This window comes from Lysobacter capsici, assembly GCF_014779555.2.
In the GTDB taxonomy this organism is placed as follows: domain Bacteria; phylum Pseudomonadota; class Gammaproteobacteria; order Xanthomonadales; family Xanthomonadaceae; genus Lysobacter; species Lysobacter capsici.
This window is the reverse complement of record NZ_CP094357.1, coordinates 1,104,393-1,124,876: the sequence shown is the minus strand read 5'-3', so window position 1 is coordinate 1,124,876 and position 20,484 is coordinate 1,104,393. Positions and strand designations below refer to the sequence as shown.

The 20,484-nt window shown below is 66.7% G+C and carries 16 protein-coding genes; 5 read left to right on the top strand and 11 right to left on the bottom strand.

The window, feature by feature from the left end; translation table 11 throughout:
• Window positions 1-237: 237 nt before the first annotated feature.
• The 4 genes from IEQ11_RS04590 (at window position 238) to IEQ11_RS04575 (ending at window position 2,987) form a co-directional block, all read left to right on the top strand.
• Entirely contained in the window at window positions 238-891 is a 654-nt protein-coding gene (locus IEQ11_RS04590; RefSeq protein ID WP_036108820.1) for a hypothetical protein, read from the top strand.
• A gap of 295 nt (window positions 892-1,186) precedes the next feature.
• Window positions 1,187-1,345 carry a hypothetical protein gene (locus IEQ11_RS04585; RefSeq protein ID WP_191821956.1) on the top strand — a complete coding sequence of 53 codons (159 nt, stop codon included), beginning with the start codon at window positions 1,187-1,189 and terminating at the stop codon, window positions 1,343-1,345.
• A 76-nt stretch (window positions 1,346-1,421) separates the two neighbouring features.
• Complete coding sequence (locus IEQ11_RS04580; protein ID WP_191821957.1) at window positions 1,422-2,432, top strand: hypothetical protein; 1,011 nt, start codon at window positions 1,422-1,424, stop codon at window positions 2,430-2,432.
• A 165-nt stretch (window positions 2,433-2,597) separates the two neighbouring features.
• Complete coding sequence (locus IEQ11_RS04575; RefSeq protein ID WP_191821958.1) at window positions 2,598-2,987, top strand: hypothetical protein; 390 nt, start codon at window positions 2,598-2,600, stop codon at window positions 2,985-2,987.
• Window positions 2,988-3,277: 290 nt separating this feature from the next.
• Here IEQ11_RS04575 and IEQ11_RS04570 read toward each other — a convergent pair whose 3' ends face one another.
• The 9 genes from IEQ11_RS04570 to IEQ11_RS04530 form a co-directional block, all read right to left on the bottom strand.
• Entirely contained in the window at window positions 3,278-4,585 is a 1,308-nt protein-coding gene (locus IEQ11_RS04570) for a citrate synthase (protein ID WP_051547487.1), read from the bottom strand.
• Window positions 4,586-5,121: 536 nt separating this feature from the next.
• Window positions 5,122-5,364, bottom strand: coding sequence for a type B 50S ribosomal protein L31 (locus tag IEQ11_RS04565; RefSeq protein WP_036108738.1), 243 nt, complete (start codon window positions 5,362-5,364; stop codon window positions 5,122-5,124).
• Between the two features lie 503 nt (window positions 5,365-5,867).
• The gene (locus tag IEQ11_RS04560) at window positions 5,868-6,809 is read right to left on the bottom strand and encodes a nucleoside hydrolase (protein WP_096413266.1); all 942 of its coding nucleotides are present in this window, start codon (window positions 6,807-6,809) and stop codon (window positions 5,868-5,870) included.
• On the bottom strand, window positions 6,806-7,453 hold the full coding sequence (locus IEQ11_RS04555) for a DUF4166 domain-containing protein (protein WP_191821959.1): 648 nt from the start codon (window positions 7,451-7,453) through the stop codon (window positions 6,806-6,808). The genes IEQ11_RS04560 and IEQ11_RS04555 overlap by 4 nt, the downstream gene beginning before the upstream one ends.
• A gap of 223 nt (window positions 7,454-7,676) precedes the next feature.
• The gene (locus IEQ11_RS04550; RefSeq protein WP_191821960.1) at window positions 7,677-8,315 is read right to left on the bottom strand and encodes a calcium-binding protein; all 639 of its coding nucleotides are present in this window, start codon (window positions 8,313-8,315) and stop codon (window positions 7,677-7,679) included.
• A 146-nt stretch (window positions 8,316-8,461) separates the two neighbouring features.
• Window positions 8,462-10,582, bottom strand: coding sequence for an ATP-dependent DNA helicase RecG (gene recG, locus IEQ11_RS04545; RefSeq protein ID WP_096413255.1), 2,121 nt, complete (start codon window positions 10,580-10,582; stop codon window positions 8,462-8,464).
• 86 nt (window positions 10,583-10,668) lie between these two features.
• Window positions 10,669-13,110, bottom strand: a complete 2,442-nt coding sequence (locus IEQ11_RS04540) for a TonB-dependent receptor (protein ID WP_191821961.1) — start codon at window positions 13,108-13,110, stop codon at window positions 10,669-10,671.
• A 186-nt stretch (window positions 13,111-13,296) separates the two neighbouring features.
• A complete protein-coding gene (locus IEQ11_RS04535) occupies window positions 13,297-14,472 on the bottom strand; it encodes an SO2930 family diheme c-type cytochrome (RefSeq protein WP_191821962.1) in 1,176 nt (391 codons plus the stop codon).
• A gap of 48 nt (window positions 14,473-14,520) precedes the next feature.
• Window positions 14,521-15,753, bottom strand: coding sequence for a parallel beta-helix domain-containing protein (locus tag IEQ11_RS04530; RefSeq protein WP_191821963.1), 1,233 nt, complete (start codon window positions 15,751-15,753; stop codon window positions 14,521-14,523).
• 181 nt (window positions 15,754-15,934) lie between these two features.
• Here IEQ11_RS04530 and IEQ11_RS04525 point away from each other — a divergent pair, with 181 nt between their 5' ends.
• Window positions 15,935-16,996, top strand: coding sequence for an AraC family transcriptional regulator (locus tag IEQ11_RS04525; protein WP_046655536.1), 1,062 nt, complete (start codon window positions 15,935-15,937; stop codon window positions 16,994-16,996).
• A 219-nt stretch (window positions 16,997-17,215) separates the two neighbouring features.
• Here the strand turns inward: IEQ11_RS04525 and IEQ11_RS04520 are convergent, their stop codons facing one another.
• Window positions 17,216-17,599 (bottom strand): RidA family protein, encoded by a 384-nt coding sequence (locus tag IEQ11_RS04520; protein WP_036108751.1) that lies wholly within the window; start codon window positions 17,597-17,599, stop codon window positions 17,216-17,218.
• 172 nt (window positions 17,600-17,771) lie between these two features.
• Entirely contained in the window at window positions 17,772-19,952 is a 2,181-nt protein-coding gene (locus tag IEQ11_RS04515) for a RelA/SpoT family protein (RefSeq protein ID WP_036108754.1), read from the bottom strand.
• Between the last annotated feature and the right edge of the window lie 532 nt (window positions 19,953-20,484).

Below are 20,484 nucleotides of genomic sequence, written 5' to 3'. Positions count from 1 at the left end.
CACGACGGCGCGCGGATCGCGCGCCGGACAAGGCGAAGGCCGTACGCGCCGCGTGCGGCCTTTTTCTTTGCCCGCCGCGTTGCTCGCCCGCCGCCGTGCTTGCCCTGTCTGGCGGCTGAAACCGGCGCATGGCCGTGGACATTGCCGTGATAGACGAACGTGCTAGCTTTGGCCTTGCCGGCCCCCAACCGGCCGCGGCGAGCGCCCTCGCCGTGAGTGCCCGCCGCGGAGGTCGAGATGCACCAGGCCCGACAGCACGCACATCAGCATGCGCAGACCCGCATTCGCGAGCGCCGTCATCGCCTCGCCCACGAAGCCGCCCGGCTGATCGCCGAAAGCGGCATCCGCGACTACCACCAGGCCAAGCTCAAGGCCGCCGAACGATTGGGCATCTTCGACGATGCCTCGCTGCCGCGTAACCGCGAGATCGAGGACGCGCTGCGCGAATACCAGCGCCTGTTCCAGCGCGACAACCTCGACGGCCTGCGCCAACGCCGCGAGGCCGCATTGCGCGCGCTGGAGTTCTTCGCCCCGTTCGAACCCCGTCTAGTCGGCCCGGTGCTCGACGGCACCGCCGACGCACGCAGCCCGGTCGCTCTGCACCTGTACAGCGACGATCCCGACGCGGTGTCGATGTTTCTCGATCACCACCTGATCCCGGCCGAGGCGCGCGAGCGCCGTCTGCGCCTGGACCGCGAACGCAGCGAAGACTTCCCGGTGTGGGTGTTCAGCGCCGAGGAACTGACCTTCGACCTGACCGTGCTGCCTTTGGACGTGTTGCGCCAGGCGCCGCTGTCGCAGGTCGACGAGAAGCCGATGAAACGCGCGGCCGCCAATCAAGTGCGACAGTTGTTGGCCGACGAGGAGATTTCGGAGTTCGAGCGGGGGTAGTGGGTGTGTCGGCGCGGAGTGGCGTGGGGTAATGCCGGCAGTCGGTCGATCGGTGTGGATGTAGAGCGAGAGCGATGCAGGCCGATGTCGGTCGAGACATCCTTGGCTTTCCCCCGCTCGAGAGAACGCCTACTCGCGACGGCGATGCAGTCGCCACGCGCACCTCAAAATCCTCACGACACCTCCATGCCGTCATTCCCGCGAAGGCGGGAATCCAGGGCTTCATCGCGGCATGACTCTGAAGTCTCTGGATCCCCGCCTTCGCGGGGATGACGGCGAAAAACAGTCGATTAGCATGGCAAGCGACGGCGTGCTCGACGGCAGCCTCGGCGCCGATCAGGCCGCGCGCCAGGCGCAGGCGCAACGCGACCGCATCGCCTCCAGCGCCGTCGACGATCGTAACGCCTACGCGCATTTCATCCGCGATCTGCAGACGAGTACGCGCGCCCCATAGTCGCGGCCGCCACTACGTCGTCGCAGGCATAAGCATGTATACATCCGCATCGATCCATCGCAGGAAGCAACGCACCATGACCCATCGCCCCGGCCGTCCGCGCTTATCCGTCATGATGCTCGCGTTGTGTTCCTTTGGCCTCGCATCGAGCGCGTTCGCGCAACCGCCTCCCGCCGCCGACGCGCGCCAGGTGCAGCTCGATGCCCACTGGAAAGGCGAGCCGTATCACTGGGATCTGGCCGATGGAACCGTCTTGGTACAAAGCGTGACCGATGACGACGCGCGAGCGACGGTGACCCCGCGAGCCGGCCAGGAGCACTACGTCCTGGAAATGCTATGGGGCCGGTTCCCGGTCAAGGTCAGCGCGGAATGTTGGCGACGACCCGCGGCGCAGTTCGAGAGCTGCGCCGAAATCGGGCCGCGCGAGGACACCCAGGCGCAGAAAGACGAAAGAGCCGAAGACGAGCGCAAGGAACTCGAGCGCAAGCGCCGGTTGGCGGCGCGCACCGCATGGATGCGCCCGGAGATGACCCAACAAAGTATCGTCTCGATCATCTCCAAAACGATGCGCGACCAGCAGGCGTGGATGCGCACGCCCGCCGCGCGCCTGATCGCCGACAACTTCGCCTGCGACACCAGCAATGCCGGCCTGCCGAAAATCACGGCCGAAGCGCAGGAAAAATACGCGCAGGCCCGGCGCATCGGTGCGTACGACGCGCAGGGCGAGCCGGTCCTGATCGAAGCGGCGCAACTGGGCAACTGGCGCGCGGTCACGACCTTGTTCAACGTGGCGATGTACGGCGAAGACTGGGAGTCCGCCCAGCCCCTGGTCGCCTGGCTGCTGCAACGCGACGCGCCGGCCGGCTACAACAAGCTCGCCGAACTGCACGGCACCATCGCCAGCTACGAAGACGGTCATGCCTCGTCCGCTGATCAGGATCTGGTCACGGCGCTGCGCTGGCGCGCCGCGCAAGCCGGCGATCCGGGCGCGCAACGCGACATGTCCGACTATTTCAAGGAGCGCGATCCGCAACTGTCCGAGCGACTGATGCAGTGCGCGCTGGAGCGCTTTCCCGACCTCAAGTAGCCGCGCGCTCTCACGATCGCGTTCTCTCACGCGGACATTCCCGTGAAGGCGGGCTCAGCCCGATCCGGCCAGACTTGCGCGAAACATGGCCGATTACGTGCGAGACGCCGCCGCGCACCGGCGGCACAATGGCGATCCTTTTTCGCACCCACACAAGGACGCCTCATGCGACTCCATGGAACCGCGCTGCTGTGCCTGCTGACGCTTTCGTCGGCCGCCGTCGCCGCCGACAAGCCCGCCGCGACCAGCCTGACCAAGCTTTATCAAAGCTACGAGAACGCCGGCAACAGCGCGCTGTCGATGGCCGAATACGACACCCGCGTGCGTTTCAGCGCGGTGGTGCTCGACCAGACCACCTCGATGGACGACACGCCCATCCTGCAGGCCACCGAAGCCGGCGAAGAAGCCGAATACGCCCGCCTGATGGGCGAGGACGAGGCACAGAGCAAGAAGCTTGGCGCACTCAAGATCGGCGCCAAGTTCACCGCGACCTGCACGGTCGGCTTCACCAGCGGCACCGACTACTTGAGCTTGAAGGACTGCACGGTCGAGTAAGCCGCGGGTCCGCGGCGATCGTCGGCGCAGCGGCGAATTACCGACATCGGTTATCGACCGACGCGTCCAGACTATTCGCGCCCCTCACCCCGGCCCTCTCCCGCAAGCGGGAGAGGGAGACGGAGCCACGACGAATTCTTCGACTGCCTTGAATACCTCTCCGGTTTGCGGCGGCCGGAAGAAGTGCAAAACCGAGAGATCGCGCCGGAGGGGACATCTTCGTATCTCGGCGCAAACGAAAACGCCCCGCGAGCGCGGGGCGTTTCGTATTCACCGGATGACGCGGTAACTCAGCGCTTGTCGGCGCCTACGTAATCGCGCACGCCGTGACCGGTGTAGATCTGGCGCGGACGGCCGATCTTGTTCTCGGGGTCGTTCTGCTGTTCCAGCCAATGCGATACCCAGCCGGCGGTGCGCGCGATGGCGAACATCACCGTGAACATTTCCACCGGGATGCCAAGCGCCTTGTAGATGATGCCCGAGTAGAAGTCGACGTTCGGGTAGAGCTTGCGCTGGACGAAGTAATCGTCCTTCAGCGCCGCCTCTTCCAGCTTCATCGCCACGTCCAGCAGCGGGTCGTTGATGCCCAGTTCGCCGAGCACGTCGTGGGTCATCTTGCGCACCAGCGCGGCGCGCGGGTCGTAGTTCTTGTAGACGCGGTGGCCGAAGCCCATCAGGCGGAAGCCCGATTCCTTGTCCTTGGCCTTCTCGACCGCCGACTTGACGTTCTCCGGACGGCCGATCTCGTTAAGCATCTTGAGCACGGCTTCGTTGGCGCCGCCATGCGCCGGTCCCCACAACGCGGCGACGCCCGAGGCGACGCTCACATACGGGTTGGCGCCGGTGGAACCGACCAGACGCACGGTCGAGGTCGACGCGTTCTGCTCGTGATCGGCGTGCAGGATGAACAACAGGTCCATCGCCTTGGCCGCGACCGGGCTCAATTCCAGCGGTTCGCTCGGCACTTCGAACAGCATGTGCAGGAAGCGCGTGGTGTAGTCGAGGCTGTTCTTCGGATAACGGATCGGCCAGCCGATCGAATAACGATGGCAGGCGGCGGCGATCGTCGGCACCTTGGCGATCAGGCGGATCGCGGCCAGGCGGCGCTGTTCGGGATCTTCCAGGTCGAGTTCGTTGTGATAGAAGCTCGCCATCGAACCGAGCATGCCGACCAGCATCGCCATCGGATGAGCGTCGTGGCGGAAGCCGTACAGGAAGGTGCGGAACGCCTCATGCATCATCGTGTGATGCGTGACTTCGTGTTCGAACTTGGAGAACTCGGTCTGCGTCGGCAGTTCGCCGTTCATCAGCAGATAGGCGACTTCGAGGAAGTTCGACTTCTCCGCGAGCTGTTCGATCGGGTAGCCGCGGTACAACAGCACGCCTGCGTCGCCGTCGATGTAGGTGATCGCCGACTTGCAGCTCGCGGTCGCGGTGAAGCCCGGGTCGTAGGTGAACATCCCGGTTTCTTTCGGCAGCTTGGCGATGTCGACGCACGGAGCGCCGAGCACCGGATGCTGCACCGGCAGGGCGAAGTTCTTGTCGCCGGCGGTCACGGTGACCTGATCGAGGCGGGTTTTGCTGGAATCTTCAGACACGAAACACTCCTCAGTCTGCCTGCCGCAGGGAGGGCCGCGACAGGAGGGGAACGGGGGGTCGCATTGCGTTGCGATGCTGAATTATCGCACAACGCTTCCTGAGCCCAAGCTCGGACTTTGGTCGGGGCGCCCCCGCTGGGACGTTGCTGCGTTTCACCCTTGCGTCGAACCGGGCGAACCGCCGCACCCGCCCAGACACGCGGCCCGATGCGGCAAAGCCCGGGCGTTCGCCGACGGACATCTCCGCCACCACCCGCCCGGCCGTCCTGCAAATATTCCCCAGCCGCCCCTGTAGGAGCGGCGCAAGCCGCGACCGCGAAACCCCAAGACGCCACCGGCCACGACCCGCGGCGCTGCACGAACATCCGTTCGTATCCCCACGCCCCGCAGCCATCCGGTCGCCACTCGCACCGCCCTGCGCGCCCGCGGCGGCCAACGACACCACTCAGCGACCTGGCGCGCAAACGCAAACGGCCGCCATTGCGGGCAGCCGTTATGCATACAACGATGTCGCGCCCGGATCGCTCCGGCGAGAATTACTTCTGCGCGTAACGCTTACGGAACTTGTCGACGCGACCGCTGGTGTCCATGATCTTGTGCTTGCCCGTGTAGAACGGGTGCGAAGCCGACGAGATGTCGACCTTGATCAACGGATACTCGGTGCCATCGATCTTGATCGTTTCCTTGCTCGACAGGGTCGAACGGGTCACGATCTGGAAATCGGTGGTGACGTCCTGAAAGACGACACTGCGGTATTCGGGATGGATGCCTGCCTTCATGGCACTCAACCTTAGTATGTGCGGGAAAGTCGGGCAGTATAGCGGCCACCTGGCGGGTGGCGCAAGTCTCGCGGGCACGAAAAGTAAAAACTGCTTGAGGGCTGGCCCGGCTGGGTTTGCCGGGGTTTGGGGCTGATGGATGGTGATATCGGGCCCGGGCTGGCGGCGCTGGGCTGCGGGGCGGTTCCGGGGGATTCCGAGCCGGCCTGAGGGCGGGATACGGCCCGACGCGGGTCGCTTCGCGGCCTGACGCGTTCCTACCAGCTGCGGATATGCCGACGGATGACGGCGCCTCGGCGACTTGAAGGGGGCGCTTCGGCGCCTTGCGCGGGTATCCAACTGCCTACGCGGGGCGCCGCGTATCGAGAGTGCCTCGGCGACTTGCGAGGGGCGCTTCGGCACCTTTCGTCGCTGTCCAACTGCCTACGCGGGGCGTCGCGTATCGAGAGTGCCTCGGCGACTTGATGGGGTCGCTTCGGCACCTTGCGTCGTAGTCCGACTGACTACGCGGGGGACGCGGCCAGGGCGTCCCGGATCAGACGTTCGAATCGCTCGTGATCGTACTTCATCAAAATAGCCACCCGATCCTCCCGCCCTTCCTGACGGCGCCAGTCGACGATGGTCGCGCCGCGGCTGTGGGTGCCTTCCAGTTCGATCGACAGCGGCCGCGCCTGCACGTCGAGCGCGCCGTCGGGTTCCAACGCGAACGCCATCGCCAACGCATCGGCGGCATGCCAGTGATCGCCGCGCCGGTCGATCGACCACAGCCGGGTCTTCTCGGAAATGCGTTCGTAGAACTGGCCGCGGGTCGAACCGGCCTTGAGCCACTCGACCACGCGGTCGTGATGCAGGCCGTGCGCGACCACCGCTTCCCAATCGGCCAGGTCGATGTGCTCGAACGCTTCGAACACGATGTGCGCGGCCTCCGGGTCGAAGTAGATGTTGAACTCGGCCGCCGGGGTGATGTTGCCCTGGCAGGTCACCGCGCCGCCCATCACCACCAGGCGCGCGATGCGCTGCGGCAGGGTCGGGTCGAGCTTGAGCGCGAGCGCGACGTTGGTCAGCGGGCCGAGCGCGACCAGCAGCAGTTTGCCGGCGTGCTCGTGCGACAGGCGCAGGATCGCCAGCGCCGCATGCTCGGCTTCGACCTGGCGTTTTGCCGGCTCGTAACCGACATCGCCGAAACCGTCCTGGCCGTGCACATAACCCGCATCGGGCGAAGGATGCAGCAGCGGCGCGGCGGTGCCGGCGAACACCGGCACGTCGACGCCGGCGACTTCGCACAGCTTGAGCGCGTTGGCGACGGTGTGCTTCAAGCCGACGTTGCCGGCGGCGATGGTCAGACCGACAACCTCGTGGCGCGTATCGTTGAACGCCATCAGCAGGGCCAGCGCGTCGTCCACGCCGGGGTCGGTGTCGATAAGCAAGGGAATACGATCAGTCATGGAATCACTCGTTCTGCGGAACTGTGCGCAGCGGCGATCGCCGCGCCGGCCGGATCGGCCGTGGAGGCCGTAACGGCCGGGATGGCGTGCAGCGCGCCTTCGTAGCGCAGCAGTTCGCCGAAGGGAAACAGCGAGAAGGCGACGGCGAAACGGTAGCGTTCGCCCTCGCCGTCGGGCTCGATGCGCTTGTAGGCATCGGTACGCGGAAACAGGAACAGCGGCAAGCGCAGGCCGCGCACATCGACGCCGAGCAGACGCCAACGCCAACCGCCGCCGTCGAGATCCACGCCGAGCCGCATGCGCGCCGGGCCGGTGGATTCCAACCAATGGCCGTCGGGATAACGGCCGACCGGCCGGAAAATCGAGATCAGCTCGCTGCCGTCGTCGAAGCGGCGGCGCCACTGCATCTGCTGTTGATCGTGGACGATATCGACCCGGAACCCGCGCCGCGGGCGATCGATCGGGATGCCGAGCTTGCGCGCCAGACGACGGCCTATCGCGCCGGCCAGGCCGGTGCCGGTGGACAGCGCGATCTGTCCGCCCAGGGCGCCGCCGTCACGGTGCAGCGCCTGCAGCAAGGGGTGCAGCCGGTCGAAATCCGGTCCGAACCATTGCGTGGCTGCGTTTTGAAGGGCTCCCGGCATCCGGGTGAGGCGCTCCAGCTGGCGGGCCACTATGCCAAATATCGGGGCGCTGTGGTAATCGGCGCCATCGGGCCGTTTCCCGCCGCCGCCGCGTGCGCGGCCGCGCAAAAGCGGCGGCGCGAATCGGAGCCGGCGATACCGACGCCGCGACACGGCGTCGGCCGCGACCACCGTCCGAGCCACGCGCGCCGCATCCGGGCGCGCGCGGACCGGACCGTCTCGATCACAGGCCCTGCCCCGGCGGCAGGCGCGCGAGAATTTCCGCCACGTCCCAGGTCGTGCCGTCCTGGAACCAGATCTCATCGACGCCACGCGGCCACGGGTCTTCGCCGCCGGGAAAGAAACCGACCACCGTCACCACATCGCCGTTGCCGTGGTTCACGACCAGATCGGCGCCCACGCGCGCCAGCGTCACCTGCGCCGGATCGATCCCCGCTCCGAAATGCACGATCTCGAGGAATTGACCGAGGCCGTCGGCGCTGTAGACCCGATCCTGACCGTCGCCGATGTTGAAGTAGTAGAAATCGTTGCCTTCGCCGCCGTACAGCCGATCCTCGCCGCCGCCGCCGAGCAATGCGTTGTCGCCGCTGCCGCCGTACAAGGCATCGTCGCCGCCCAGGCCGTACAGGCTGTCGGCGCCCTCGAGCCCCTCGATGAGATCGGCCTGATGGCCGCCGTACAGCACATCGTCGCCGGCCGTGCCGGTGACGGTCGAAAACAGGCCGGGCACGTTGCGTCGCAGCCGCGCATTGGCCGCGCGCGTCGCCGGACTCCAGGTGAAATCGCTAACGGAGCGCGTCTGCGCGGGCGAGTGAACGTTGGCGCCGCCGGCGGTGGGCGGCTGATCGAACGCGATGGGCATGCAAGACTCCTGTCGATGGCACGGTGGTTCCCGCGGCGGGCGTCGCCATCCTTGAGCGCCCGCGGCAACACTATTGGACCGGTTGCGGATCGCGGACGCTGCGACGGCGCGAAGCCCATCGGCCACGTCGCTACGAGCTTCCAAGCTCAAGCCGATGCGTAGCGCACCGCCCCGCCCACCCAGCGCGAAACGATCCGCTCGGCCAGTTCCGGCGAGGTCTTGAGCAGGTCCTCGCCGAGATCCTGCACCAGCGGCAGCAGATCCGCGTCGCGGGCGAGATCGGCGACGCGGAAACCGGCCAGGCCGGTCTGGCGGGTGCCTAGCAGTTCGCCGGGGCCGCGCAATTCCAGGTCCTTTTCGGCGATGACGAAACCGTCGACGGTCTGACGCATGGTTTCCAGACGCTGCCGCGCCAGCCCCGACAACGGCGAGCGATACAGCAACACGCAACTCGATGCCGCGCTGCCGCGGCCGACGCGGCCGCGCAGCTGATGCAGTTGCGCCAGGCCCAGGCGCTCGGCGTTCTCGATGATCATCAACGAGGCGTTGGGCACGTCGACGCCGACTTCGATCACCGTGGTGGCCACCATGAGATCGAGTTCGCCATCTTTGAAAGCACGCATCACTTCCTGCTTCTCTTTCGCTTTCATGCGCCCATGCACCAGCCCGACCCGCAACGGAGCCAGTTGCACCGACAACTCCTCGAACGTGGTCTGCGCGGCCTGCGCGATCACCTCGTCGGAATCGTCGATCAAGGTGCAGACCCAATACGCCTGCCGCCCTTCGGCGCAGGCGCCGCGGATGCGTTGCACCAGTTCGGGCCGACGTTCCTCGCTGAGCGCGACGGTCTGCACCGGCGTGCGGCCGGGCGGCAGTTCGTCGATCGCCGAGACATCGAGATCGGCGTAGGCGGTCATCGCCAGGGTGCGCGGAATCGGCGTGGCGGTCATCACCAGTTGATGCGGCACGATCGCGTCCTTGCCGACCGCGCCGCCGGCGCCCTTGTCCCTCAACGCGAGCCGTTGATGCACGCCGAAGCGGTGCTGCTCATCGACGATCGCCAACGCCAGGTCGGCGAAGGCCACGCCTTCCTGCATCAGCGCATGCGTGCCGACCACCATCTGCGCCTCGCCGTTGGCGACCTGTTCGAGCACCGCCTTGCGCGCGCGGCCGGTGACCTTGCCGGCCAGCCAGGCCACGCGCACGCCCAGCGGCTCCAGCCATCGACGCAGGTTGTTGAGGTGCTGCTCGGCCAGCAGTTCGGTCGGCGCCATCAGCGCGGCCTGACGCCCGTGCTGCACCGCGATCATCGCCGCGAGCGCGGCCACCACGGTCTTGCCGCTGCCGACATCGCCCTGGACCAGGCGCAGCATCGGCGAGGGTTTGGCCAGGTCGACGCGGATCTCGTCGAACACCCGCTTCTGCGCGCCGGTCAGCTTGAACGGCAAGGATTTGCGCAGGCGTTCGGCCAACGGCATCTGCTTGAGCGGGCGCGCCTTGTGCGCCTGCTGGCTGATGCGCTGGCGTCGCAGGCTCAGGTGATGGGCGAGCAATTCTTCCAGCGCGAGCCGCCGCTGCGCCGGATGACGGCCGGCGATCAGCGCGGCGACATCGGCATCGACCGCGGGCCGGTGCACGGTCAGCAAGGCTTCGCGCAAGGTCGGCAATTGCAGGCGTTCGCGCAGCTCTTGCGGGATCAGTTCCAGCGAACCGTCGTCGGGCAGCCGATCGAGCGCGTAACCGATCAATCGCCGCAGCGTGGCCGGGCCGATGCCCTCGATCGCCGGATACACCGGATCGAGTTGTTCGCCCAGCGCGACCTCGTCGCTGTCGTCGTCGAACACGCGGTAGCTGGGATGGACGATCTCCAACCCGTGCTGGCCCGGCTTGGGCGTGCCGTACAGGCGCACGCGCGCGCCGACCTGGAACTGCGCGACCTGGGCCGCGCGAAAATGGAAGAACCGCAGCACCACGGTCGCGCGCGAATCGTCGCCGATCGCTACCCGCAGCATCGGCTTGTAGCGAAACCCGCGCTCGACCCCTTCGACCCGGCCTTCGACCTGGGCCGCGACCCCGGGCTGCAGCAACCGGATCGGCGTGATCTGGGTGCGGTCTTCGTACTGCCGCGGCAGTTGCAGCCAGAAATCCTGCAGCGTGGTCAGCCCGCGCGCGGCGAGTTTCTCGGCCACGCGCGGCCCGACCCCGGGCATGCGGGGCATCGGCTGCGTGTGGAGATCGACGGAGGGCCCGTCCTTACGGCTTGGCATGGCGTAAGGATAAGGGCGGGAATCGGGAATGGGGAATCGAGAATCGGAAAGGCGGGAATCGCGATTCGATTCCCGATTCCCGGCCGTCAATATTTCGCGCTGAACTCCACCCCGAACGTACGCGGCTCGCTGACCCGCGCGCCGACCGTGCCGAGCACGTTCTTGCCGTAGGTGCCCAACGAGTTGATGTACTGGTTGTCGAACAGGTTGTTGCCGTACGCGGCCAGGCCCCAGCGGCCCTGCGGCGAGGTCCAGCCGATGCGCAGGTCGGTGCGGTTCTGCGCCTCGCCCAGGTCCAGCGCCGGGCTCACCCCGCAGCGGTTCTGCGCCTGCGACTCCGCGCCGCAACGCACCTTGCCGCGATACGAGTGACGCAGCGAGAACCGCAGGTCGCCGCTATCGGCCAGGTTGACCACGTAATACGCGCCGCCCGCGGCCGACCAGTACGGCAGTCCGGTCGGGTCGCCGCTGGCGTCGATGCCGTCGGAGGTGACGTAGTTCTTGTAGGTCGAATCGATGAAGCTGGCGTTGAAATCCAGGCCGAAGTTATCGGTCGCCTGCCAGCGCATGTCGAAGTCCAGGCCGTAGGCTTCCAGGTCGGAGGTGTCGACGACGAAACGCGGGATGCTGGTGCTGCTGTCGAGCCGCACCGCCTGGCGGTTGTCGTAGACGTAGTAGAACGCCGAGGCGTTGAGCTGCAGGCGTTGATCCGGGAACGACTTCTTGATGCCGGCCTCGAAGTTCCACACGTCCTCGTTCTCGAAGCTGCTGCCGATCTGCAGCGAGTTGAAGCCGCCGGCCTTGTAGCCCTTGGCCAGGGACGCGAACACCATGGTGTCGTCGTTGATGTGGTAATCGGCGACGAAGCGCGGGCTGAAATCGCTCCACGAACGCTTGTCGCGGTTGGTCAGTCCCTTGTTGAGCATCGCCGGCGGGTCGATGAAGGCGATGTCGAACACGAAGAAGTCGCGCGGGATGCCGGCCAGATCGAAGAAGCCCAGGCCTTCGAGTTGATCCAGCGCCGCATCCAGGCCCGGCGCGTAGCGCGGGTCGTTATGCCAGCTGAAGTCCTTCTCGTCGCGGGTGTAGCGCAGGCCGACGGTCAGGTTGAGCTTGTCGGTGGCGTGCCAGATCACGTCGCCGAACACCGCATAGGCCTTGGTGTCGAGGGTATTGTGGAAGGTCTCGTTCCAGCGATGGCCGAGCAGATGGATCGGAATGCCCAGCGCATCGAGTTGCTGATCGACGTAGCCGAACAGATAACCGTTGGGCGTCGGCGCCAGGCCCAGGTTATGGACGATGGTGTCGACCGAGTCGGTCAGCGCGTTGACCTCGCTGGTCTGCCGCGCGTCTTCTTTGAAATAGCTCGCGCCGGCGATCCAGTCCAGCTTGTCGGTGCTGCCGCTGAACTTGAATTCCTGGTAGTAGCTGCGGTTGCTTTCGGTGTTGGTCGAATCGACGTACAGGTAGTTGCGATTGGTGCCGTCTTCCTCGACCCGGTTGACCGAGTCGTAATCGCGCCATGACGTGGTCGAGGTGAAACCGCCCCAGTCGAAACCGTGATCGACGATCAGGGTCACGCCGTCGAAGCGACGCGATTCCTCGTTGCCCTCGGCGTCGCTCATGGTCGGGACCTTGCGCGGGTCGAGATAGGCCGACTCATCCACCGGCAGCGGCGCCAGACCCGGCGCCGGCGGCAGCGCGATGATGCCGGTGGTGGCCTGGCCGAGCTGATCGAGGCTTTCGTGATCCCAACTGATCAAGGCGCTGGTGCGCTCGCCGAAGCGGGTCTTGAACGCGGCGCGCGTGGCCCAGTTGTTTTCCGGGTTCAGATCGCGACCGGTCGCGGCGTCCTGGATCCAGCCGTCGGCGTGATTGACCAGCGCATTGAAACGGAACGCCGAATCCTCGCCGGTCGGCAGGTTGAGCATGCCTTCGAGGTACTGCTTGCCGTAGTTGCCGATGCGCAGCTTGGTCTTGACCTCGGTCGCGCTGGCGTCGGGCTTGCGGGTGATGATCGAGATCGCGCCGGCCGCGGTGTTGCGGCCGAACAAGGTGCCCTGCGGGCCCTTGAGCACTTCGATGCGCTCCACGTCGGTGAACGGCAGCAGCACGCCGCCGCCGCGACCGGCGTACACGCCGTCGACGTAGACGCCGACCGCGGGATCGGTGCCGATGCCGAAATCGTCGGTGCTGATGCCGCGCAGTTCGAACCCGGGCTGGGTCGGCTGCTGGCTGTCGACCACCAGCCCCGGCACGAAACTGTCGAGGTCGCCCAGATCCTGCGCGGCGGTGTCGTCGATCAATTGATCGGTCACCACCTGCAGCGCGATCGGCACGTCCTGCAGCTCCTGCTCGCGGCTCTGCGCGGTGACGGTGATCTTGTCCAGCTCTTTCGGCGCCGACGCCTGATTCGGCTCGGCGGACTGGGCGAAGGCGGCCGGCGCGGCCAGTACGAGTCCGCCGCCGCACAATGCGGCGATGGCGGTGGCGGTCGCGGTGACCAAACGGTGTTTACGCAGCGACATCTCAAGCTCCCCTCTCGTTGTCGTTAGTTCGAACGCGTGCAGCGGTTGCGTTCCAATGGTCTGTATTCCCTCAGACGGTTTTGCCGATCGGATGGTTCTTGCGAATGTCCGACGTCCCTTGTCGCCGGGGCGAATGCCCATCCACGCGGAACCTCGCGGCGCTCCCGCGATCCGACGATTCAGCGATCAACCGCACGTCCCCTGTTGCGCGGCGATCCAATCGCGGATCAGTTGTACTCCTTCCGCGTGGACCACGCTGCGGCCCAGTTCCGGCATCATCACCGACGGGTCGTCGCTGACCATGCGATAGGTCAGGATCGATTCGTCGGGCTTGCCGGGCACGATATCGTGACGCCGGTCGCCGGTGCCCTTGCCGGCCGCGATCGGCAGTTTGCAACGGCCCAGTCGCAGCGGTTCCTGGGTCGACGCGTCGAGCCACAGGCCCGAGGTGTTGCCCGGCCCGGTCGGGCTGTGGCAGTGACCGCAGTTGATATCGAGATAGGCCCGCGCGCGCGCCTCCAGCGGCGCGTCCGGATCGCGCCAGTTGGCGTCGCGCGGCGCGCTCGCCGGCTCGGGCGCGCCGTGCAGATAGCCCACCTTCGTCCAGTGCGCGAGCTGATTGGCCGCGCCGTCGTCGTAGGCGAAATCGCGATTGAGATGGCGCGCGCGCGGCCCCAGCGGATGCAGCGCCTTGCTCTTCATGTCGGTGCCGTGGCAACCGGCGCACTGGTTCTGATCGGGCACGGTGTACTGCGCCTGTTCGCGGCTGCCGTCGCTCGCGAGCAGTTGCAGCGACACCAGTTCGCCGCCGCGCATCAGCCTGGCCTGGGTCTGCTCGGCGTTCCACACGTACGGCAGCGCGATCCAACCGTCCTGACGTCGCACCAGCAGACGGGTTTCGATCAAGCGCACCTTGCTCAGTTGCAGCCCGCCGCCGGCCAGGTCCGGGCCGTCGTCGGCGCTGCGCAACACCGTGTCGCCTTCGCCGCGCGGGTAGTAGAAGGTCTTGCTGAAGATGGTGCCGACCGGGAAATCGAATTCGCGCTGCGCATCGAACTGCGCGGCCTGGCCCTTCGGCATCCATACCGTGCGCAGCTTGTGCGCGTAGTCGGAAAACAGCGCGGTGTTGAGATCGTAGGGCAGCACGTCGCGGTTCAGACGCAGACGCCCGTCGGCGACGCGCAGCAGGTTCCATTCGGCCAAGTCGGCCGGCTGGCCGTCGGCGAAGAAATGTACCGCCGGCCAGGGCGAATCGGCCGCGATGTTGACCGCTTGTGGCGCGGCTTGCGGCGCGATATCCGCGCTCGGCTTCCCGCATCCGGCAACCAGCAACGACATCGCCACGGCGAACACGTAACGCATCGGGGCACGACCTGTCGAAGCATGACCCATCGAAATACGGCGCATCGATCAACCGCGCTTGAGGTCGATCGCCGGCAACTTCGGCAGTTCGCACGCGTAGGGCTTGGTGTCCTGGCTCGGGTTCTTGTAGCCGCCGGGGCCGTCGGCGTTGACCACGCCGGACACATCGCGGATGCAGATCTGCGGGCCTTCCTTGCGATCCTTATTGGCGTAGCCGTCCCACAGCACGTCGGGGAAGTGCCCGCTCAGGCCGTAGATCGCGGTCTTGAGCGCCTTCAAGTCCAGACCATCGGGCGAATCGCCGCCGCCGGACAGGCGATTGCCGTAGATCGAGATGCGCTCGGGATACGGATCGAAATCCTTGGCCGCCTTGTCGTCCTTGTAACCGGTGGAATAGACGCTGGAGACGATGATGTTGGTGGTGGCGTTGTCGCTGATGTCGTTGTCGAAGATTTCCACGTCGTCGTTGGAATTCACCACCATGCCGCTGCCGGCCGGCACGCTCGACACCGGCGTGCCCTTGGCGCCGAAGTTGGCGGTGTTGTTCTTGAACACCTTGTTCTTGAACACCCGGATCGCGCCGCCCTGCTGCGACAACGCCGGCATGTTGAACACCAGGATGCCGCCGGTATTGTTGGTGGCGACGTTGTCGTACACGTCGGCGTTGACGGTGTTTTCGATCTCGATGCCGGCGACGTTGAACTCGGCGCGGCTGTTGCGCACGATCACGTCGCGCGACTGGCCGACGTAGATGCCGGCGTCGGAGGCGCCGATCGCGACCGAATTCTCGATCAGCACGTTGCGGGTCTTGACCGGATACAGGCCGTAGGCGCCGTTCTTGGTGCTCGGCCCGCCGGTCCATTCCACCCGCACGTTGCGGATGGTGATGTGCTCGCCTTCGTTGACCTTCAGCCCGTCGCCCTTGCTGTCCTCGATCGCGATGTTTTCCAGGGTGAAACGGCTGGCGTTGACCAGCAGGCCCTCGGCGCCGGCCTTCTGGCCCTTGAAGCTGAGCACCGACTTGTCCGGACCGGCGCCGCGGATGGTCACCCCGTCCACGCGCAGGGTCAGGCTGCGGTCGAAGGTGTAGCGGCCGGCCGGGACCTCGATCACGTCGCCGTCCTTGGCGTCGAGCAGGCGGGTGCGGAAGGTGTCGGCGAAACCCGCATCGCCGGCGGCGACCTGCGCGGTCGGCGTGTGCTGGGCTTGTTCGGGGCCGCAGGCGGCGGTCAGCGCGGCCACGGCCAGGGCGAGGACGGACGCGCGAATGGGCTGGTTCATGGTGATCCCCGTGATCGTTGGCGAGCGGGGTGGGTTCGCGCCGATGGCGAGAACGGACCCCGTGACGGCTAAGCGTCGAGTCTCCGCCGCCGATGTGAGCGCGCGTGAGGGCGAATGCGGCACACTAAGGGGGCATTCGCGGTCAAGTTCACGGCCTATCCGCGATCAACAGTGAGAGGCGATGCGTCAGTCATCCGATCAGGACAAGGCCCGGCCCGACGTCGCATTGATGTCGCCGAACCTGCTGTGGGGTCTGCTCGAGACCGCGGACCGGATCGGCGCGCCCAGCGACGACTGGTTCGCCGGCACCGGCCTGAGCCGCGCGCAGGTCAGCGACCCCGGCGTGCGCCTGCCCGACCGGCCGACCGCGGTGGTGGTCGAGCGCGCCTTGAAGGTGCTGCCGCCGACCATCGGCCTGGACCTCGGCCGCGACCAGCACGTCGGCAATTTCGGCCTGCTCGGATTGGCGATGACGACCGCGGCGACCTTCGGCGAAGCGCTGCAGATCGGCCTGCGCTTCACCCCGGTGGTCGGCAGCCTGATGCGTTTCGTCGAAAGCGCCTCGGAGAGCGGCACCCTGGCCCTGGCCGGGCAGATGACCCTGGCCTATCCGAGCATCCACCGTTTCGTCGCCGAGGAATTCTTCAGCAGTTGCCTGGCGCTCGCGCGCGGCCTGGTCGGCACCACCTTGCGGCCGCTGCGGATCGAATTCAGCTATCCGGCGCCGGCGTATCGCGAGCATTACGACGAGGTGTTCGACTGCCCGGTCGCGTTCGAACAACCGCAGGACCGGCTGGTGCTGGACGCCAACTGGCTGGCGGTGCCGCTGCCGACCCACAACCCGATCGCCTCGCGCCAGGTGCTGGCCCTGTGCGAGGCGCAGATGCCCGACGCCGCGGTGCCCGGCGAGGTCACCGCCGCGGTCGAGCGCCTGCTGCGCGCGCAACTGCCGCAGGACCCGAAGCTGGCCGGCATCGCCGCGCAACTGCACGTCAGCGAACGCACCCTGCGCCGCCAGCTGACCAACGAAGGCACCAGCTTCCACGACATCCACGACCGCCTGCGCATCGACCGCGCCTACGCCCTGCTGCGCGAACGCAACCTGACCATCGCCAGCGTCGGCGCGGCGATCGGCTACAAGGACCCGCGCGATTTCCGCCGCGCGTTCAAGCGCCTGACCGGACAGACGCCGCGCGCGCTGCGCGAGCACCTGCTCGCCGAAATGGCCGGCGAGCGCAGATAGCCGCGAGCCCACGCAGCCGCGTCACAAACGGTAGGAGCGGCGCAAGCCGCGACCGCGAAACCCCGGCTACGGCGACACCGCCCGCACCACAGCAGCATGACGACCACCGCGCTTTAAACAGCCGCGCCCGCGCCAACTCACGCGGCCACCGGCAACATCACGCTCGCGGCTTGCGCCGTTCCTGCACGATGCATCGAAGCCGCGTCGCTGTCGGTCGACTCAGCGCAACACCATGATCGCATCGACCTCGAACGCGACCCCGCGCGGCAACGCCGACACTTCGACGGTCGAGCGCGCCGGGAACGGGGCGTTGAAATATTCGCCCATCACCGCGTTGACCTTGCCGAACGCGCTCAGGTCGGTGAGGTACAGGCCCAGCCGCGCGATGTCGGCCAGCGAACCGCCGGCGGCTTCGCACACCGCCTGCAGATTGCGGAACGCGCGATGCGCCTGCGCTTCGATATCGCCTTCGATCACCAGGCCGCTGGACGGATCCAGCGGAATCTGGCCGGACAGATACACGGTGTCGCCGACGCGCACGGCTTGCGAGTACGGGCCGATCGCGGCCGGGGCTTGGTCGGTCTGGATGATTTCGCGGGACATTTGAGGGCCGGGAATGGGGAATGGAGAATCGGGAATCGTAAGGGCAAAAGCGGGGTCGCGGGGCCTGGATCACGAACTGGGCTTCGCCGTACGTTGATCAAAGTCGCGTAGCCACAGACGCCGCGACCGCGCTCTTACGATTCCCGATTCCCGACTCCCAATTCCCGGCCTCTCACATCCGCTGCACACCCAACACCACCGCCAACCGGCGTACCCGCCGCATCACGTCGGCCAGATGCTTGCGGTCGTGCACTTCGATCGCGAAACGCATGATCGCGATGTTGGAATCGCGTTCGAGGTATTCGACCCGGTCGATGTTGGACTCGGCTTCGGCGATCGCGGCCGCGACCTGGGCCAGCGAGCCGGGGCGGTTGTCGACTTCGATCCGCAGCGCGGCGGCGAAGTCGCCGGAGACCTGACGGTCCCAGCCGATCGCGACCCAGCGGTCGGGCGATTTGCGGTACTCGGCGACGTTCGGGCAATCCAGGCGATGCACCACGATGCCCTTGCCGGCGGTGTGGTAGCCCATGATTTCGTCGCCCGGCAACGGCAGGCAACAGTTGGCGAAACTGATCACGCCGCGCTCGGCGCCGGTGATCAGGATCTTGTCCTCGGGCAGGCGCGGACGATCGATCGAGCGGCCGCGGGCCTTGCCCGGCGCTTCGCGCGCGAGCGCCAGCGCGACCTGGTTGGGCATGCGGTTGCCGAGCGCGATGTCGGCCAGCAACGCTTCCAGACGCGGATAGCGGTTTTCCGCCAGATACGCGTCGAGCCGCTGCGCCGGAGTGCGGTCGAGCGAGGTCTCCAGCACTTCCAGCGCGCGATCGAGCATGCGATGGCCCAGCTGCACCGCGTCTTCGTGTTCGAGCTGCTTGAGCTGTTGCCGGATCGAAGTGCGCGCCTTGCCCGAGACCACGAACTCCAGCCACTGCGGCTTGGGCGTGGACGACTTGGCGGTGATGATCTCGACCCGTTGGCCGCTGGCGAGCTTGGTCCGCAGCGGCACCAGCTTGCCGTCGACGCGCGCGGCGACCGCGCGGTTGCCGACGTCGGTATGCACCGCGTAGGCGAAGTCGAGCGCGGTGGAATTGCGCGGCAACGACAGGATGTCGCCCTTGGGCGTGAACAGGTAGACCTCGTCCGGGAACAGGTCGACCTTGACGTTTTCCAGGAACTCCAGCGACGAACCGGTTGAACGCTGCGATTCGACCAGGCTGGCGATCCAGCTGTGCGCGCGCGACTGCGCGCTGTTGGGGCCTTCGCCGCCGTGCTTGTACGACCAGTGCGCGGCGATGCCGCGCTCGGCGATCAGGTCCATGTCCTCGGTGCGGATCTGCACTTCCACCGGCGAACCGTAGGGACCGAACAACACCGTGTGCAGCGATTGGTAACCGTTGGCCTTCGGAATCGCGATGAAATCGCGGAAGCGCGAATCCAGCGGTTTGTAGGCCGAGTGGGCGACGCCGAGCGCGTGATAACAGTCCGGCACGCTCTTGACCACAATGCGGAAACCGAACACGTCCATGACCTGGGTGAAGCTCTTATGCTCGTGATGCATCTTGGTGTAGATGCTCCACGGCGATTTGACCCGGCTGATCAGGCGGTGTTGAAGCTTCTCCTTCGCCAGCCGCTGGGCGAGGTGCGCTTCGATCTGCACCAGCGACTCGCGCCGTACCACCGGCTGGGTGCGGATACGTTTTTCGACCACGGCGTGACGCCACGGATGCAGCGCGCGGAAGCCCAGATCCTGCAGCTCGGCCTTGATCAGGTTCATGCCCAGGCGCTGGGCGATCGGTGCGTAGATTTCCAAGGTCTCGCGCGCGATGCGTTCGCGCGCTTCGGCGCTCTGCGCGCCCAGCGTGCGCATGTTGTGCAAGCGGTCGGCGAGCTTGATCAGGATCACCCGCAGGTCGCGCGCCATCGCCAGCAGCATCTTGCGGAAACTTTCCGCCGCCGCCTCCTGGCGATCGCGGAACTGCAGCTTGTCGAGCTTGGTGACGCCGTCGACCAGTTCGGCCACGGTCGGACCGAACTCGGTCGCCAGGCATTCGCGGGTCAGCGGGGTGTCTTCGATGGTGTCGTGCAGGATCGCCGCGACCAGGGTCTCGACGTCCAGGCCCTGCTCGGCCAGCACCTTGGCCACCGCGACCGGATGGGTGATGTAGGGCTCGCCGGACTTGCGGGTCTGCCCGGCATGCGCGGCGGCACCGACCGCCCAGGCGCGGCGCAGCTGATGGCGCTGCGCTTCGGGCAGGTAGTGCGCGGCGAGCTCGAGCTCGCGCACGTAGTCCGGCAGCTCCGTGTCCTCGGCAGCGGCAGGATAAGTTTTCAGCGCGGGCTCGGCAGGGGTCATAACGGAAATTTACGCGGGCGGGAGCGCATGGCGCAACGCATTACGTACTTTGAATGTGGCGACGGCTCGATTCCGCGCAAGCACACGGTCACGGCTTGCGCAGTTGGCGGGAGCTTCGGTTCAGGCTGGGCCTGGCTGTCGGGCGAATCGGGTGCGACGTGCGGGCGCTTATTTCGGTCGCTGCGCCCCGATCCGGTCTTCAGGGCTGTTGCCTGAAGCGGGCTGCCTGGAAGCGGTTGCCCGAAGTATTTGTGGCAGCGGTGTCGGCGCCGACGCGCGGTTCGAGCGAGTTGTCGGGAAATTCCACCGAGTTCGGCCTCGGGGCTGAGGCTCCACGCGCAATGGCGGCTCGCATGCAGGCAAATTCGCCCGAAAGCGCGCTTGTCTCGCCCGCAAAGCCCCGTCCAGCGGGGGTCTTCAGGTTTCCGCGCCAGCCCAGCCCCGGCCACAAACGAAAACGGCCCCGCCGAGGCGGAGCCGTTTGTCGATCCGGATCGTCCGCGCGCGGGCGCGCAGCCGGTTGCCGGTTGGA

What these genes read in the sequence shown, in the direction of transcription:
- IEQ11_RS04520 (WP_036108751.1), bottom strand. Translation starts at nt 17,599, where the DNA reads ATGTCCCGCGAAATCATCCAGACCGACCAAGCCCCGGCCGCGATCGGC.
- IEQ11_RS04580 (WP_191821957.1), top strand. Translation starts at nt 1,422, where the DNA reads ATGACCCATCGCCCCGGCCGTCCGCGCTTATCCGTCATGATGCTCGCG.
- IEQ11_RS04560 (WP_096413266.1), bottom strand. Translation starts at nt 6,809, where the DNA reads ATGACTGATCGTATTCCCTTGCTTATCGACACCGACCCCGGCGTGGAC.
- IEQ11_RS04540 (WP_191821961.1), bottom strand. Translation starts at nt 13,110, where the DNA reads ATGTCGCTGCGTAAACACCGTTTGGTCACCGCGACCGCCACCGCCATC.
- IEQ11_RS04565 (WP_036108738.1), bottom strand. Translation starts at nt 5,364, where the DNA reads ATGAAGGCAGGCATCCATCCCGAATACCGCAGTGTCGTCTTTCAGGAC.
- IEQ11_RS04535 (WP_191821962.1), bottom strand. Translation starts at nt 14,472, where the DNA reads ATGCGTTACGTGTTCGCCGTGGCGATGTCGTTGCTGGTTGCCGGATGC.
- IEQ11_RS04585 (WP_191821956.1), top strand. Translation starts at nt 1,187, where the DNA reads ATGGCAAGCGACGGCGTGCTCGACGGCAGCCTCGGCGCCGATCAGGCC.
- IEQ11_RS04515 (WP_036108754.1), bottom strand. Translation starts at nt 19,952, where the DNA reads ATGACCCCTGCCGAGCCCGCGCTGAAAACTTATCCTGCCGCTGCCGAG.
- IEQ11_RS04555 (WP_191821959.1), bottom strand. Translation starts at nt 7,453, where the DNA reads ATGCCGGGAGCCCTTCAAAACGCAGCCACGCAATGGTTCGGACCGGAT.
- IEQ11_RS04590 (WP_036108820.1), top strand. Translation starts at nt 238, where the DNA reads ATGCACCAGGCCCGACAGCACGCACATCAGCATGCGCAGACCCGCATT.
- IEQ11_RS04550 (WP_191821960.1), bottom strand. Translation starts at nt 8,315, where the DNA reads ATGCCCATCGCGTTCGATCAGCCGCCCACCGCCGGCGGCGCCAACGTT.
- recG (WP_096413255.1), bottom strand. Translation starts at nt 10,582, where the DNA reads ATGCCAAGCCGTAAGGACGGGCCCTCCGTCGATCTCCACACGCAGCCG.
- IEQ11_RS04575 (WP_191821958.1), top strand. Translation starts at nt 2,598, where the DNA reads ATGCGACTCCATGGAACCGCGCTGCTGTGCCTGCTGACGCTTTCGTCG.
- IEQ11_RS04530 (WP_191821963.1), bottom strand. Translation starts at nt 15,753, where the DNA reads ATGAACCAGCCCATTCGCGCGTCCGTCCTCGCCCTGGCCGTGGCCGCG.
- IEQ11_RS04525 (WP_046655536.1), top strand. Translation starts at nt 15,935, where the DNA reads ATGCGTCAGTCATCCGATCAGGACAAGGCCCGGCCCGACGTCGCATTG.